The following is a 14,690-nucleotide window of genomic DNA, read 5'->3' as shown; positions in this document are numbered from 1 at the left end:
TCATCAAGCCGAACGCTGGTCCGCCGGCCCCTCCAGCCGCGCGAGGTTCAACGCACTGTTGATCAACCCGACATGGCTGAAGGCCTGCGGGAAGTTGCCGAGCATGCGGCGGGCGGCGGGATCATATTCTTCCGCCAGAAGCCCGACATCGTTGCAGATAGAAAGCAGCCGCTCGAACAGGCGCAGCGCATCGTCGCGGCGGCCGATCATGCCGAGGGCGTCGACGAGCCAGAAGCTGCAAGCGAGGAACGCGCCTTCGCCTGGCGGCAGGCCGTCGTCCACCTCCTGCGTCTCGTAGCGCAGCAGCAGGCCATCGCGCAGTAGCTTGCGCTCGATCGCCTCGACTGTCGCGACATAGCGCGGATCATCAGGCGGGATGAAGCCGACCATGCCGAGATGCAGCAGGCTGGCATCAAGCGCCTTGGAGCCGTAGGCCTGCACGAAACAGCCGAGTTCGGGATCGAAAGCCTTCTCGCAAACCTCGGCATGGATGTGATCTGCGAGCGTGCGCCAACGTGCGGCGGCCTCGGGCTCGCCGTCCGCCTCGGCAATCTGGACGGCGCGGTCGAAGGCCACCCAGGCCATGACCTTCGAATAGGTGAAATGCTGGCGCTGGCCGCGCACCTCCCAGATGCCTTCATCGGGCTCCACCCAGATTTTTTCGAGAAAGGGCAGAATGGCCGCCGCCAGTTCGCGTTCGCGGTGATGCGGCGGAAGCCCGCCCTTGCGGGCCTGCAGTATGGCGTCGGCCACCTCGCCATAGACATCGAGCTGCACCTGTTCGGCAGCGGCATTGCCGATGCGTACGGGTGTCGAGCCCTCGTAGCCACTCAGCCAGGGAACCTGCCATTCCAGCAGATTGCGCTCGCCAGCGACGCCATACATGATCTGCATCTGCGCCGGGGCGCCGGCGACCGCCCGCAGCAACCACTTGCGCCAGGCGCTGGCTTCCTCGTAATAGCCGAGTTTCATCAGGGCGAGCAGGGTCAGCGTCGCGTCGCGCAGCCAGCAATAGCGGTAGTCCCAGTTGCGCGGCCCGCCGATCTTTTCCGGCAGGGAGGTTGTCGCCGCGGCGACGATGCCGCCGGTCGGCATGTAGGTCAGTGCCTTGAGCGTGATGAGCGAGCGTTTGACCTGTTCCGTCCACCGGCCTACTTTCGGGCAGGTCGCGGCAAAGGATTGCCAGAATTCCTCCGTGTCCGGCAGCGCATATTCCACCTGCCGCTGAGCCGGCTGCGGCATATGCGAGGGGGACCAGGTCAGGGTGAAGATCTGGCTCTCGCCAGCGGCAACCTGGAAGGAGCCGACCGTGCTCAGGCCGCGGCCTTCGAGCGGGACGGCGCAATTCAGGGTTAGCCTGTCCGGGCCGGCAATGGCGGTGATGCCGCCATCCTCGCCATGCGTGACCCAGGGAACGGTTCGGCCGTAATCGAAGCGAAGGTTGAGCTCCATATCGAAGGCGACAGTGCCGCTCTTGCCCTCGACGATGCGCATCAGATTGCTCGTGCCATCGCGAAGCGGCATGAAGTCGATGAGAACGGCGGTGCCGGTCTCTGTCTGAAACTCGGTTTCGAGAATGAGCGTATCGTTGCGGTAGCGGCGCGTGACGTGGACATTTTCACCTGACGGTGACAGCGACCAGAAGCCGTTATCCTCGGCGCCGAGCAGGGCGGCAAAACAGGCGGGGGAATCGAAGCGCGGAAAACAGAGCCAGTCGATCGAGCCGTTCTTCGAGACGAGTGCGGCGGTTTCGCAATCGCCGATGAGCGCGTAGTCCTCAATGGGTACCGACACCGGAGCCTCCTTTGCATAGCAGTCGGGCTTTTAGGTAGAGGCCGTGCGCGGAGGTCAAGCGCGGAAACTACCGGGGCGGTAGGCGTAGCGGCTATCATGGAAACTCCGGATATCAATTGTGGGAAGATCTCCGACCGCAGCTTTGACTGCCGCGCTCTGACGGATGATATCTGCACGGAGAGCGCGTTTCCCTTGTTCGCCATTGCCCAGGTGAATTCCGACGACCGCCGCGCGTCCGGTCGCCGTCGTGGTCAAGAGCGGACCTCCACTAGCGTCACTGCCGGAATCGCAAAGGTGGCGAAGCTCCGGACCACCCGACGGATTGACCTGACACAGGCTGAGGACGAATTGGTTACGGTCGCTTACGAAGCCGGTAAACCGAGCCGAAAAGCGGCGCGGACTCGTCTGCCGGGACTCGCTTGTCCTTCTCGTTCCACTCGAAGGGCGTCCCGGTGAAGGACGATTGAGGGGCTTCCTCGAAGCCATTCGGGGCGGGGGATTTCTTCGGAGATCTGGCCATGGCGGGAATATGGAGAGAGTCAGCGCGAAGGGGAAGTTTCTTCGCCGAGGTCGACGGCATTCGTGAAATGCCGCGCGGCAATCGTCCGACCCTCGTCTCGGAACCGGAATCGGCCTTCCGCAGTTAGTTTCCTGTCACTGCAGCTTCAGGTGCTACTGCCATTAGCGATCATTCTGCCTTCTGGGAAAACCCCATCTCGATCGACCTCGATACCGGCGAACGGTTGGTTCTTCGCTCACCGCAGGATGCTCTGCATGCACTCGTCTCCGACTGGCCGGTCAATGGCGGCGTTCATCAGCAGAGGGCGATTGATTTCTGCCGCGCCTGGCTTGCCGGGCGGATGCCGGCCGAGACGGTGCGGCAGGCCTTCATCCTTGCCGCGCTGGAAGCCGGCGTGTCGATCAACGATGATGAAGACGGGGCCGAAGCCGCGGTACCCGTTTCCTGATCTGTCGGAAGCGTCGTCCATCGGTTCGGGGACGGGCACCGGTTTACTGCCAAGCGATGTCTGCCTTTGGAAGTGCATTGCGGAAGCAGCCATGCAGCGGCTGCATCCGCCATCAGCGCAATGACGCTAAGCAGTACCCCGCACTGCGAAGGCCACGCTCTCAAACCCCCGAGGACCATCCTCACACTCGCCGGCGAGATAGGCTGCTCTCAGCGCATCCCGAAGGCGATCGCGCCTCGGCTCGGACAACCCGTCAAAAAAGGCTGCGAAGGTTCCTTGCCCGTAGACTTTCGGAAGCCAGAAATCTTCGAAATTGGCGTAGTCCATGATGATCGTGAGCGTGGTTTCGGCAATATCCTGGAAGCCGGCAGTCTCGAAGAGCTCGCGTAATTCGCCTTCGGCCGTCAGCGGCCGCCTGCCGGAGGGCACCCCATTGCCGGCGGCCTCGGGCTCCAGCGCAAGGATCGTATCCCAGAACAGGCGCCAGCTCGGCATGCCTTCGTAGGACCAGACTGCGGCGGCGGCAGCAGCACCCGGTCGCAGGACGCGGCGCATTTCCCGCGCTGCCTTATGTGCGTCGGAGACGAAGTGCAGCACCAGCAGGGAATAAGCAGCGTCGAAGGTCTGGCTTTCGAAGGGTAGGGCGCAGACATCGCCTTGTTGCACCCTTATCCTCGCATCATCCGTGCGCGAACGCAGGGCCGCCACGAAATTCTCCTCGAAATCAAGGGCTTCGATGGCTTCCAGTTCAGGGTGAGCGGAGAGGGAAAGCGTCAGGCTGCCGGTGCCACAGCCCGCGTCGAGGACACGGCCGCCGGATGGTACGCCGGCGAAATCAAGGAAGGGTGCAGCCAGCCGCAGGCTCCAGCGCCCCATGCTGGCTTCATAGGCCTCGGCACCCTTGGCGACGAAGGTGGATGGCATGGGCTCCGGAACCTCCCGATCACTTCCCGTGACGCGATAAACTCGTTGCACTGATATAGCGCTGTTCCGCGCGCTTGGCATCGGCAAGTCAATGCCGCCGTGCCCATCGCCGAATTGCCGAACTGGGGACTATGTGGCTGCCACTTTGAGGGCGGGATGATGCTCCGAATAAGGACGTGGCGCATCGCTCAGCGCTTGGCCAGCACCCGTGCCTGCACCGGCTGCTCGATGCCCTTCAGGGCAAGCATGCGCGTTTCAGCGCCTGCGGCGAGATCGGGAGCCTTCGCCGCCGTTTCGGCCGAGATCAGGATCTCGCCGGCTGCGGCCTGGGATTCCAGCCTTGCGGCCTGGTTGACGACGCCGCCGATGGCGGTGAAATCGCTGCGGAAGCTCGAGAATTCGCCGATCTGGACCTCGCCGGAATGGATGCCTACGCCGACGCCGAGGGTGCGGCCGGGCAATGCCTCGAGCGCCAGACTGGTCAGCGCGGCGGCGCAGTTTTGCTGGATCTCCTGCGCGGCCAGGACGGCGGCCCCGGCGTGATCCTTTCTGACGATCGGAAAATTGAAAATCGCCATCAGGCCGTCGCCCATCTGCTTGTTGACGATGCCGTCATGCGCCCAGATCGCCTGCGCGCAGCGATCCTGGAATAGGCTGACGATCTCGCTCAGCTGTACCGCCTCGATGCGTTCCGACAGATCCGTGAAGCCCCTGATATCGGCAAAGAGAATGGTGGCGTCGACGGTGATCTGGCGCTGCTTCTTGACATATTGGAAGGAGCGTTCGCAGATCGTGCAGATATCGGGGTTCATCTTGCTGCGGGTGATGCCGAAGGCGCGGAAGGGCAAGGCGAGGGGGCCGCCGATCGGGATCGGCATATGCATCTGGTCCCAGCAGCCGCGGCAGATCCTGGCGCTGCCATGCCTGGTTGGCTCCGTGGAAGAGGCTGCCGTCATATCTCCAAATCCATCGCTTGAGAGCCAAAAAAAGAAGCTTCCAATACTCGGTTGCTTTTTGCAACTCTCCCAATCATCGGAGACAACGATCGCTTGAAGTATTTCGTCCGGCGCTTCCTCATCAGACACATCACCGCCAAATTGAATATCGTTCGGCCCGACGATAGCATCGCGATGGAACCTCCTGTAGGATATTGTTAACAATACATTCGCTCTCCAGGAAAGACCGGGGATGGAGCGCCGTCTTGCAGCAATCCTGATCGCTGATGTCGTCGGTTACAGTCGATTGAGCCAGATCGACGAAGAGGGCACCCGTGTGCGTTTTCAGGCGGACCAGAATGATGTCTTCGAGCCGGCGATCGAGCGTCATCACGGCCGGCTGGTGAAAACTATGGGCGATGGTCTGCTGGTCGAATTCCAGAGTGTCGTCGATGCCTTGCGCTGCGCAGTGGAGGTTCAGCAACTGAAAACCACGCAGAATGCCGCGGCGCTGCCTGAGCACAGGCTCGAGTTCCGGATCGGCATCAATCTCGGTGATATCATTGTCGAGGGCGAAGATATCCAGGGTGACGGCGTCAATATCGCCGATCGAATACAGGCGCTGGCGGAACCGGGCGGCATCGCGATATCAGGCACGACATACGACCAGGTGAAATCGAAAATCCCGGTCGGTTTCGCTTCGCTCGGCGAGCAGCGGTTGAAGAGCATCACCGAACCGATCCGGGTCTACCGCGTCCTGCTTGACCCGACCGCCGCCGGCAAAACCCTCACAAACCGGAGGCGCCTGCCGAGACGCCGGCTCTTTGCAGGCATCGCAGCGGCCGTCGTCCTTGCTGTTGCCGGCGCAGCACTCTGGTGGCAGCCATGGATGCCGGAAAAACCGCCGGGGCCTGGCGAACGTTTCGCCTATCCGCTGCCGGATAGGCCCTCGGTCGCGGTTCTGCCTTTCATCAATGTCAGCGGCGACACCGAGCACGACCATCTCGCAGAGGGTCTGACGGACGACCTGATCACCGAGCTGTCCAAAGTGTCGGGTCTCTTCGTCATCGCTCGCCACTCGGTCTTCGCGATCCAGGACTCCGTCGGCAAGATCCAGGATGTGGCTGCCGAACTCGGCGTTCAGTACGTGCTCGAAGGGACCTTACAGCGCGCCGGGCCACGACTGCGGATCAATGTCAAACTGATCGACGCGGTCACCGGCCTGTCGCTCTGGGCCGAGCGCTACGACCGCCAGTATGCCGACCTCTTCGCCGTTCAGGACGATGTGATCGGCAAGATCATCTCGGCCCTGTCGGTCAAGCTCAGCGCCCGCGAGCGCGATCAACTGGCCCGGATCCCGACCGAAAATCTCGAAGCCTATGATTATTATATGCGGGCCGAGCAGGAGGGCTTCATCTTCAGGGATGTCGATACCTATCGCCGGACCCTCTCCTTCTACCAGAAGGCGATCGACCTTGATCCGGGCTTTGCCAATGCCCATGCGGGAATCGCCCGCGTGGCCGTCGATGTCTGGCGCAACGACTATAATTACCTCTGGTCGGCCGCCGTCGCCCGCAAGATTGCCTATGACGCCGCCGGACAGGCTCTCAAGCTGGATCCCAACAATGCCAGGGCGCACACCGTGCTTGCCCTGCTGCAATGGGTGGACGGGCGCGAGACGGAGGCAGCGAATTCCGCCAAAATGGCTGTCGCGATGCAGCCGAACGATGCGGAGGCTGCCGCCAACCTCGCTCTCATCCTGGTCCACACCGGAAGCAGCGGGCAGGCGGTTGCTGAGATGGAAAAGGCTTTGCGGCTCGACCCTTCGCCGGCGTCGAGCTTTCAACTGCTGGCAGGGATCGTCTTTTATACCGCGGGCGACGATCGGCGGGCAATCTCGCTGATAGAGCCGACACTCGCCGGCCTGCCGAAGGTTGAGCCGGCGCGCGAATATTTGGCGGCGGCCTATGCGGATCAAGGCAATGAAACCAAGGCAGCGGCGGAGACGGCAAAGCTGCTGGAACTCTTCCCGGAAAGCAATCTCACCTATTACGGTTATCTCTATGATTACTGGCGGGACGGCGATCTGAAGCGCCATCTGGCCGCATTGCGCAAGGCCGGCATTCCCGAATGGCCCTTCGGTTTTACAGGCAATCAAGCCGACAGGCTCGGCGAGGCAGAGCTGCGCAATCTCGTCGACGGCAAGAGCTGGGCCGGCAAACACAAGAACGGCACAGATTTCATCCAGTATTTCGACAAGGCCGGAAATACAGCCTATCGCAGCGCGAATACCAACATCACCGGCATTGTCGAGGTGCGGGGCGACAGAATCTGCGAAAAATTCGACGGCTATTTCCTCGACCGGATGGTGTGCGGATATGTTTACTGCAACACGTCGGGCGAGCAGGGCGACAGGCAGTACATACATGTGACGCCGCGCGCCCTGACGTTCTTTTCACCCGCACCCTGAGGGGCCAGGCATGGCGGCTTCATTTCGTAGCCGGTTGCTGCCAGACGGTATGCATCTTCTCCGAAATCAGTGTCTGCTGAACCTCGAACCAATGTTTCTTCGAGTCGGTCACCTTGGTCGGGTTCTTCTCCATGCCTTCCGCAGCCCCGGGATCATAGCTCAGATACAGTTTGCCATCGATGATCCGCCAGGCCTTGGGATCGATATTGGTGGTCACTGTCCCGAAAGACACACCGTCGGCGCAATAGCCGCCATATTGCGGCGCATATCTGGACGGATCGCCCTTGAAGAGATCGCGATTTCTAGCGCTGGCGAAATACCAGGTCGCGCCAAGCCAGTGGTAGGAATATGTCTCGGATCCTTCGATGGCCTGGTTTTCAGTGAAATAGGCGACCGGGTCATAGCCCTTGATCGCGACATCGCCGAAATAGCCGGTATTGACGAGATCTTCCGCCGCCATAACCTGAGTGAAGGGGGGCTGAAGGAAGGAAAGCAGCATCACCGCAGCGCCAACAGCCACGCCCATCCGCTTTCCGTATTTTTGCACATGGCCGCATTTTTGCACATGATAGGACATAACAAGCTCCGTTCCCGGACGCGGTCTGTTACTCAAGCGAAATGCTATTGCCGTTTGGTGCATTCCTTGTAGAGCGGTTCGCCCACTAGCTCGGCTTTCTGGCAAACAGCACCGGCTGCCATGAGTAATTTGGCCGTATCCCAATGCGCCCGCCACCCGGCTTGAGTGAGAGGCGTGTACCCGTTTCTTTCCGTCACTTCGACATCCGCATTATTGGTCAAGAGAAAAGCCACTATCTCGGTACGTCCTTCCTCGGCGGCACCGTGCAGCGGCGACATCTGATAGAAATTCTTCCTGTCGTTGACATCAGCTCCCTCTGCGACAAGCAGTTTCACCACCTCCAGATTTCCTCCATAGGCTGCCGCATGCAGTGCCGTCAGCCCACCCTTGTTGCGAACTTCGATGTCGGCGCCGCGATCCAGCAAAAGAGCGACGACATCGGCATGGCCCGCCAATGACGCGATAATCAGCGCCGGCTCGCCCGCTTCATCGAGCTCCGAAAGATCGGAGCCTTTGTCCAGCAACTGTGTGACGCGGGCGATATCGCCGTCCTTGGCCGCGTCGTGCAAAGGACCTGCCCATGAGGGCATAACGCCAATGATAAGCGCAGCAACAGTCGCGATAAAAACATTCACGGGCACGATCTCGGTTTGATCAGGGTTCGTATGCGCCGTGTCGCGTTCTAGCACGCGGCCCATTCGTAAACAAGATTGCGCTAATGGACGCGCTCTCGGCCAACACCACGCACGCGCCACGGCTGCGACCGGGGCTCCAGGGAATACGGTCACACTTGTTACTCTCCCTGTTCGATTTCCGATGCGAAACTATCTCATACCAATGCGCGATGAACCGGCTTCCAAGCCGGGAAATCGCCCTAATGAGGAGATTGAAAGCCATGACTGTTTCAGCCGAGAATGGAAAAGGCGGACAAGCCATGCATAAACCACCGGTCGTGTCGCGGCAGGCTTGGGAGGCGGCGCGCGAGCAGCTGCTCGTGAAGGAAAAGGCTGAGACCCGCGCCCGCGACGCGCTGGCCGCCGAGCGCCGACGCATGCCGTGGATGGCTGTCGAGAAGGCCTATGCGTTTGAGGGACCTCAGGGCAAGGTCAGCCTGCTCGACCTGTTCGACAACAGACACCAGCTCATCCTCTATCGCGCCTTCTACGAGCCCGGCGTGTTCGGCTGGCCCGAACATGCCTGCCGCGGCTGCTCGATGGTAGCCGATCAGGTCGCCCATGTCGCCCATCTCAACGCCCGCGACACGACGCTGGTCTTCGCCTCGCGCGCGCCGCAGGCCGATATTGCACGGCTGAAGGCGCGGATGGGCTGGACGATGCCGTGGGTCACGATCACCGACAGCTTCGACAAGGACTTCGGCGTCGACGAGTGGCACGGCACCAACGTGTTCTACCGCGACGGCGAGCGCATCTTCCGCACCTATTTCATCAACAACCGCGGCGACGAGCAGATGGGTGGCACCTGGAACTACCTCGACATCACGCCGCTCGGCCGCCAGGAAGTATGGGAGGATTCGCCCGAGGGCTATCCGCAGACCCCGACCTACAAGTGGTGGAACTGGCACGACAGCTATATGCCGGACGCCGAGCCCGATAAGAAATGGGTCGAAGTGTCAGATGCAGGAGAGGCGGCGTTTCGGGCCGAGAGCGCAAACGAGAAACCGTGAGCGCGGCGGATTGCGGCCGGGGAGCTCCGATCCGTCGTGCCGCGCCGTCGAATCTTCGCGTCGCCCGCCATACAGCCGTTGCCTTGCCGCTCACGGCCCATGCATAGTGGCCGGCGACGCGGAGGCGCCGATGAGAAGATTGCATGTGCTTGTTCTGATGATCAGTCTGACGCCCGCCGCAGCGCAAGCCGAGCAGCGCTGCGGCTGGCTGGACAATCCCGCCACGCGGACCTGGGCGCTGAACGATGCCGATGGCGGCTGGAGCATCATGGACAATACAGGCGGTCCCACGGCTGAGGGAATGGATGAGATTCCCGACCTGACGAACGGCGAATATGTCTACACGAATGCCGGTCACGGCTATGACTGCGCCTGCATGAATGTCGATACGGATGACGAAGGAGCGATCACCCGGATTCATTCCGTGCGGCAATTGCCGCTTTCCCGATGCCGGAGCGACCGCGCTATCGGCTGGTTCCTCCACAAGGACCAATAGCAGAACCGGTAACGCGGCGCTGACCGCCGATCGCCAAATTTTTCTTCTCAAAGTGGAAACATTCCGGGGACGGTTGCGTTGTACCCGCTACCGGTAGTGCGCCTAACAGCCCGTCTATGAGGAGGCTTATTCATGAAAGTCATGATTGTTGAAGACGAGAATTTTATCGCTCTGGAACTCGAACGCATTGCGCAAGAGGCTGGACACCAGACCATCGGCCCGGTTTCGACGGTGGAGCAGGCTCTCGCCCACGCTCAAAGAAGTGACGTCGCGCTCGTCGATCTCAGTCTCTCCGACGGGCTGAGCGGCGCTCAGCTCGCGCGCCGGTTGATCGACCGACATCGGGTTGACGTCATCTTCGTGACCGGTAGTCCCGAGAATGTCGGTCACGGTATCGAAGGCGCGCTTGATGTGATCTCCAAGCCCTTCACCGATGAGAGGATCGCCAGCGCACTCTCGCGGGCGGAGGAGCGACGCAAAAACTTCGACAGCAGCAAGGCTGCTTTGTGAACAGCAGCAAGCTGCGTTGTGATAAGAAGGAGATCGACGTCGTTCAGGCCGCTACTGCCTGCCCGAGGAGATAGTCCGGATGAAATACGCGCTCATTGGCGTTCTTTTCGCCCTCTCGGCCTGCGCCAGCGCAGGGGATCCGCAGCCGCTTCCGGGCAGCCTCACCTATGGCGGAAAGGTCCTCCATTTGCCCTATCGTCCAGGAACGGTTGTCAAGAATACCTTTCTTGGCGATTTCGGTTACCGTGTGTTCGAGACCTATGTCGTTCAGCCGGACGGGACACTCAAGCTGACGTCGCAGAGCACCGGGCCGGACTTCCTCTGGCAGTGAGGGTTCCGCAATCCAGAGAGGCGCAGGCAGCGCGCGCTTCGGGTGTCTGAGGCTGCCCGTCGACTTCTGCGTTTCACATTTCAGCGCAATTGAATGTTGCGCTGCGATAAATATCTCGTCTATACAACACGCATTCACCACGGACCCGGTGAGACCCCGGGTGGCTCTTCTGGCCGCCGATCCGCCAGACAACGCAAAACCTGCATGCCATCACGCGACCGCTCGACAGAGTGGGGCCGGCCATGCTTTGCGAGAATCCGTCCAATGCTGCTTTCCTCCATCCGTCGTGATTGGTCCGCCAATCCCATGCGCGAAATGCTTGCCGGAGCGGTGGCGACCTTCGCCCTGATCCCCGAGGTGATCGCCTTCTCCTTCGTGGCAGGAGTGGACCCGGAGGTCGGGCTGTTCGCCTCTTTCGTGATCGGTATCGTCATCGCCTTTACCGGCGGACGCCCGGCGATGATCTCGGCCGCCGCCGGATCGGTGGCGCTGGTCGCGGCACCGCTGGTGCATGCCCACGGCTTACCCTATCTCTTTGCGGCCGGGCTGCTGGCGGGGCTGCTGCAGATCACTTTCGGCCTGCTGCGGCTTGGCGTGCTGATGCGTTTCGTGTCGAAATCCGTCCGCACCGGCTTCGTCAATGCGCTGGCTATTCTGATCTTTGCCGCGCAGATGCCGCATATTGTCGGTGCCGGCTGGATGGAATATGCCGTGCTGATTGCCGGGCTTGTCATCATTTACCTGACGCCGCGGATCACCACCGCGATCCCGTCGCCGCTGATCTGCATCCTGATCCTGACCGTCGCTTCGATGGCGCTCGGACTTCCCGTTCTCACCGTCGCCGACCTCGGCAAGCTGCCGGATTCGCTGCCTGTTTTCGGCTGGCCGGCGGTGCCGCTGACGGTTGAAACGCTTCGGATCATCGCCGGACCTGCATTTGCCATCGCCATGGTCGGGTTGCTGGAATCGATGATGACGGCGAGCGTCGTCGACGATCTTACGGATACGCCGAGCTCGAAGAACCGTGAATGCACTGGTCTCGGCCTTGCCAACGCGGCCGCGAGCCTGTTCGGCGGCATCGCCGGCTGCGGCATGATCGGCCAGACGGTGAGCAACGTGAAATATGGCGGCCGCGGCCGGCTCTCGACGCTGTTTGCCGGCGCGTTCCTGCTGATCCTGATGGTGCTCCTGAAGCCGTGGGTCTCCGAGGTTCCCGTCGCCGCGCTGGTGGCGATCATGGTCATGGTGTCGATCGATACGTTCGACTGGTCGTCGCTTAGATCCGTTGTGGTTCATCCCAGGATGTCGAGCGCCGTCATGGTGGCAACCGTTGTCGTCACCGTCTTCACCGCCAATCTGGCGCTCGGGGTGACGGTCGGCGTGCTGCTCAGCGGCGTGTTCTTCACCTTCAAGGTTGCCGGCCTGCTGCGCGTTGACGTGGCGCCCGACCAAGCTGCCGGGCGGTTGACCTATCGCGTGTCCGGCCAAGTGTTCTTTGCCTCCGCCGACGTCTTCGTCGAAGCCTTCGACGTTCAGGACGCGATCGGCAAGTCTGTGCTGATCGACGTGTCCGAGGCACATTTCTGGGACATCACCGCCGTTGCCGCACTCGACAAGGGCGTTCAACGGTTCAGGGTGCACGGCATCGCCGTGGAGGTCGTGGGCCTCAACCAGGCGAGCGCGACCTTGATCGGAAGCCTCGACAGCAAGGTGGTGCTGAAAGAGGTGTGACGGCGCGAGAGCGGGCGGATTTCCTAGAGCATGATGCCGAAAAGTGTGAGCGGTTTTCGGACGACATCCTGTTCTAGCGCGAGACGATCGCGAAATCATCGCCGCCGCCGATTCCCGTGGCGTTCAGCCGTCTGACGGCCAGTTCGATGAATGCCTTGACCAAAGGCGGCAGGTGTCGGCTGCTGGGATAGACGACATGCAAGCCGCCGGCCGGGGTCGTATAGCCGTCGAGAACGCGGCGCAGCCGCCCGTCCTTGATGCAGGCTTCGGCGAATCGGTGCGGCAATTGGGCGATGCCATGGCCGGCGATCGCGGCGGCCATCACCGCCTGCATCTCGTTGGCGGCGAAGCGGCCCGAAACCGCGACCGTTTCCTGACCGTGCGGCCCTTCCAGCAACCATTGCGCATGTGTGGCCTGGCCGGCGATGACGCAGTCGTGGCGGGCGAGATCTTCAGGCACACCAGGTGGGCCGCAGCGGGCGAGATAATCCGGGTTTGCGCAGAGAAGGCGGTGCATCGAACCGAGTTTGCGGGCCACCAAGGTAGAATCTTCGAGGACGCCGGTGCGGAAGGCGAGGTCTATACCGCTTTCGACGAGGTTCAGCCTGTCGTCGGTCAGGCGCAGCTCGACGCTCGTCTTCGGGTAGGTCGAAAGAAATTCGAAGATCGCATCCTGGAGGAAGTGGCCACCGAAGCCGACCGGCGCCGATATACGGATCGTGCCAGCAGGCTCCGAACGCGCTTCGGCAAGCCGCTGGTTGGCGCCCTCGATCGTGCGCAGCGCCTGGCTGCTTTCTTCGTAGTAGAGACGCCCTGAAGCCGTCAGGTTGAGGCTGCGGGTCGTGCGCTGCAGAAGCCGGATGCCGAGTTCGCGCTCGAGTGCGGCGATACGGCGGCTGACCGTCGTCTTCGGCATGCCGAGCAAGCGAGCGGCGGCGGTGAAGCTGCCCGATTCGACGACGCGGGCGAAAATCATGATATCGTTGAGATCGAGCATTGTATCCTGGGATGGTACGATGTTTTCCAATTATAGGCCATTATGGTTCAATACGACAGGCCTTACCTCTGCTGCATCAGTCACAACAAGGAGAAGACAGATGAGCAATACACGAAGCGTACTGGTCACAGGCGCCACCGGCCAGCAAGGCGGCGCGGTCGTGCGTGCACTGATCGCGCGAGGCCACCGCGTCAAGGCAATCAGCCGCCGGCCGGAGAGCGATGGCGCAAAGCGGCTGGCTGCTGCAGGGGTCGAGGTCGTCGCCGGCAATCTCGATGACGGGGCATCCGTGGTGAAGGCCGCAGAGGGCGTCGACACCATATTCCTGATGGGCAACAGCTACGAGGCCGGAACGGACGCGGAAACCCGTCAGGGCATTGCCGCCGCCGATGCGGCAAAGGCCGCCGGCATCAGCCACCTGATCTATTCCTCCGTCGCCGATGCGCACAAGAAGACCGGCATTCCGCATTTCGACAGCAAGTATCTCGTCGAGAAGCACATTGCAGGCCTCGGCATCCCTTACACGATCAGCGCGCCCGTCGCCTTCATGGAGAACACCGTGGCGCCGTGGGCGATCGACGGGCTGCGCCAAGGCGTCTATGCCGCAGCGCTGCCGCCCGCCCGCGTGCTGCAACAGGTCACCATCGATGACATCGGCGCTTTCGTCGCGACCTTGGCCGAGAGGCGCGAGCAGGTGTTCGGCAAGCGTTTCGATATTGCCGGCGACGAATTGTCCGGCGCGCAGCAGGCGAAGATCCTGTCCGAGGTGCTCGGCCGCCCAATCACTTACCGGGAATTGCCGATCGCGGCGATACGGCAGCAGAGCGAGGATACGGCGCTGATGTTCGAATGGTTCGACCGTACCGGCTACGACGCCGATATCGCCGCCCTGCGCCGCGACTTCCCCGATGTCGGCTGGCACAGCTACGCCGACTGGGCACGCGGTTTTGACTGGAGTGTGCTCGATAAGGCTGCTGGGTGAGTTCGCTGTGACACCGGTGATCTGACCGGTGTCACCGACAGGTGATGATGGCCTTGGCCACACTCTCCGTCATCCTTGAGCTATACACTTAAGCCGCGGATCAACGCCATGGCCGCTCACGGGTGCCGCGTGGATGCTCGGGTCAAGCCCGGGCATGACGGAGAGCAAAGGCATGTCCGAACTCTACATCGCAGAATTGAAGCGCGCTGGACTGGCAGATCGACCGTTCCACGCCGCATGGCGATTGTCCTGCTGTTCAAGATCGACGGGAGCCGTCGCTGCCAACGATAC

General features: G+C 61.7%; 14 protein-coding genes and 1 other annotated feature. Of the genes, 8 read left to right on the top strand and 6 right to left on the bottom strand.

Annotated features, from left to right (window positions below; genetic code table 11):
* Positions 1-3: 3 nt before the first annotated feature.
* Positions 4-1,794 carry a glycoside hydrolase family 15 protein gene (locus AC1D2N_RS06475; RefSeq protein WP_130729120.1) on the bottom strand — a complete coding sequence of 597 codons (1,791 nt, stop codon included), beginning with the start codon at positions 1,792-1,794 and terminating at the stop codon, positions 4-6.
* 743 nt (positions 1,795-2,537) lie between these two features.
* On the opposite strand from AC1D2N_RS06475, the gene AC1D2N_RS06470 reads away from it, so the two are divergent.
* The gene (locus AC1D2N_RS06470; protein WP_245472659.1) at positions 2,538-2,762 is read left to right on the top strand and encodes a DUF982 domain-containing protein; all 225 of its coding nucleotides are present in this window, start codon (positions 2,538-2,540) and stop codon (positions 2,760-2,762) included.
* A gap of 126 nt (positions 2,763-2,888) precedes the next feature.
* Here AC1D2N_RS06470 and AC1D2N_RS06465 read toward each other — a convergent pair whose 3' ends face one another.
* On the bottom strand, positions 2,889-3,686 hold the full coding sequence (locus AC1D2N_RS06465) for a class I SAM-dependent methyltransferase (RefSeq protein WP_130748857.1): 798 nt from the start codon (positions 3,684-3,686) through the stop codon (positions 2,889-2,891).
* Between the two features lie 188 nt (positions 3,687-3,874).
* Positions 3,875-4,642, bottom strand: coding sequence for an adenylate/guanylate cyclase domain-containing protein (locus AC1D2N_RS06460; protein WP_112903711.1), 768 nt, complete (start codon positions 4,640-4,642; stop codon positions 3,875-3,877).
* Between the two features lie 232 nt (positions 4,643-4,874).
* Here AC1D2N_RS06460 and AC1D2N_RS06455 point away from each other — a divergent pair, with 232 nt between their 5' ends.
* Entirely contained in the window at positions 4,875-7,091 is a 2,217-nt protein-coding gene (locus AC1D2N_RS06455; protein WP_130729118.1) for an adenylate/guanylate cyclase domain-containing protein, read from the top strand.
* Between the two features lie 19 nt (positions 7,092-7,110).
* On the opposite strand, the gene AC1D2N_RS06450 is transcribed toward AC1D2N_RS06455, so the two are convergent.
* Together AC1D2N_RS06450 and AC1D2N_RS06445 are read right to left on the bottom strand one after the other, a co-directional pair.
* Positions 7,111-7,617 (bottom strand): YHS domain-containing (seleno)protein, encoded by a 507-nt coding sequence (locus AC1D2N_RS06450; RefSeq protein ID WP_130729117.1) that lies wholly within the window; start codon positions 7,615-7,617, stop codon positions 7,111-7,113.
* A gap of 95 nt (positions 7,618-7,712) precedes the next feature.
* Positions 7,713-8,357: an ankyrin repeat domain-containing protein gene (locus tag AC1D2N_RS06445; RefSeq protein WP_197729031.1), complete on the bottom strand. Its 645-nt coding sequence runs from the start codon at positions 8,355-8,357 to the stop codon at positions 7,713-7,715.
* 206 nt (positions 8,358-8,563) lie between these two features.
* Between AC1D2N_RS06445 and AC1D2N_RS06440 the strand changes: the two genes are divergently transcribed.
* The 5 genes from AC1D2N_RS06440 (at position 8,564) to AC1D2N_RS06420 (ending at position 12,420) form a co-directional block, all read left to right on the top strand.
* A complete protein-coding gene (locus AC1D2N_RS06440; protein ID WP_130729116.1) occupies positions 8,564-9,352 on the top strand; it encodes a DUF899 domain-containing protein in 789 nt (262 codons plus the stop codon).
* Positions 9,353-9,482: 130 nt separating this feature from the next.
* The gene (locus tag AC1D2N_RS06435) at positions 9,483-9,848 is read left to right on the top strand and encodes a DUF4087 domain-containing protein (protein WP_477980949.1); all 366 of its coding nucleotides are present in this window, start codon (positions 9,483-9,485) and stop codon (positions 9,846-9,848) included.
* A 132-nt stretch (positions 9,849-9,980) separates the two neighbouring features.
* Positions 9,981-10,358 (top strand): response regulator, encoded by a 378-nt coding sequence (locus AC1D2N_RS06430; RefSeq protein ID WP_018074478.1) that lies wholly within the window; start codon positions 9,981-9,983, stop codon positions 10,356-10,358.
* 79 nt (positions 10,359-10,437) lie between these two features.
* Positions 10,438-10,689 carry a hypothetical protein gene (locus tag AC1D2N_RS06425; protein ID WP_130729114.1) on the top strand — a complete coding sequence of 84 codons (252 nt, stop codon included), beginning with the start codon at positions 10,438-10,440 and terminating at the stop codon, positions 10,687-10,689.
* Between the two features lie 138 nt (positions 10,690-10,827).
* Positions 10,828-10,883 (top strand) — a sequence feature (sul1 is cis-regulatory element that is thought to sense ions involved in sulfur or methionine metabolism; They are found in Alphaproteobacteria).
* 70 nt (positions 10,884-10,953) lie between these two features.
* Positions 10,954-12,420, top strand: a complete 1,467-nt coding sequence (locus AC1D2N_RS06420; protein WP_130729113.1) for a SulP family inorganic anion transporter — start codon at positions 10,954-10,956, stop codon at positions 12,418-12,420.
* A 73-nt stretch (positions 12,421-12,493) separates the two neighbouring features.
* Here AC1D2N_RS06420 and AC1D2N_RS06415 read toward each other — a convergent pair whose 3' ends face one another.
* A complete protein-coding gene (locus tag AC1D2N_RS06415) occupies positions 12,494-13,417 on the bottom strand; it encodes a LysR family transcriptional regulator (RefSeq protein ID WP_130729112.1) in 924 nt (307 codons plus the stop codon).
* Between the two features lie 100 nt (positions 13,418-13,517).
* Here AC1D2N_RS06415 and AC1D2N_RS06410 point away from each other — a divergent pair, with 100 nt between their 5' ends.
* On the top strand, positions 13,518-14,399 hold the full coding sequence (locus tag AC1D2N_RS06410; protein WP_065277814.1) for an NmrA/HSCARG family protein: 882 nt from the start codon (positions 13,518-13,520) through the stop codon (positions 14,397-14,399).
* Positions 14,400-14,690: the final 291 nt, after the last annotated feature.

The organism is Rhizobium sp. P1_B8, assembly GCF_056406515.1.
This window is presented reverse-complemented; position numbering and strand designations above follow the sequence as displayed.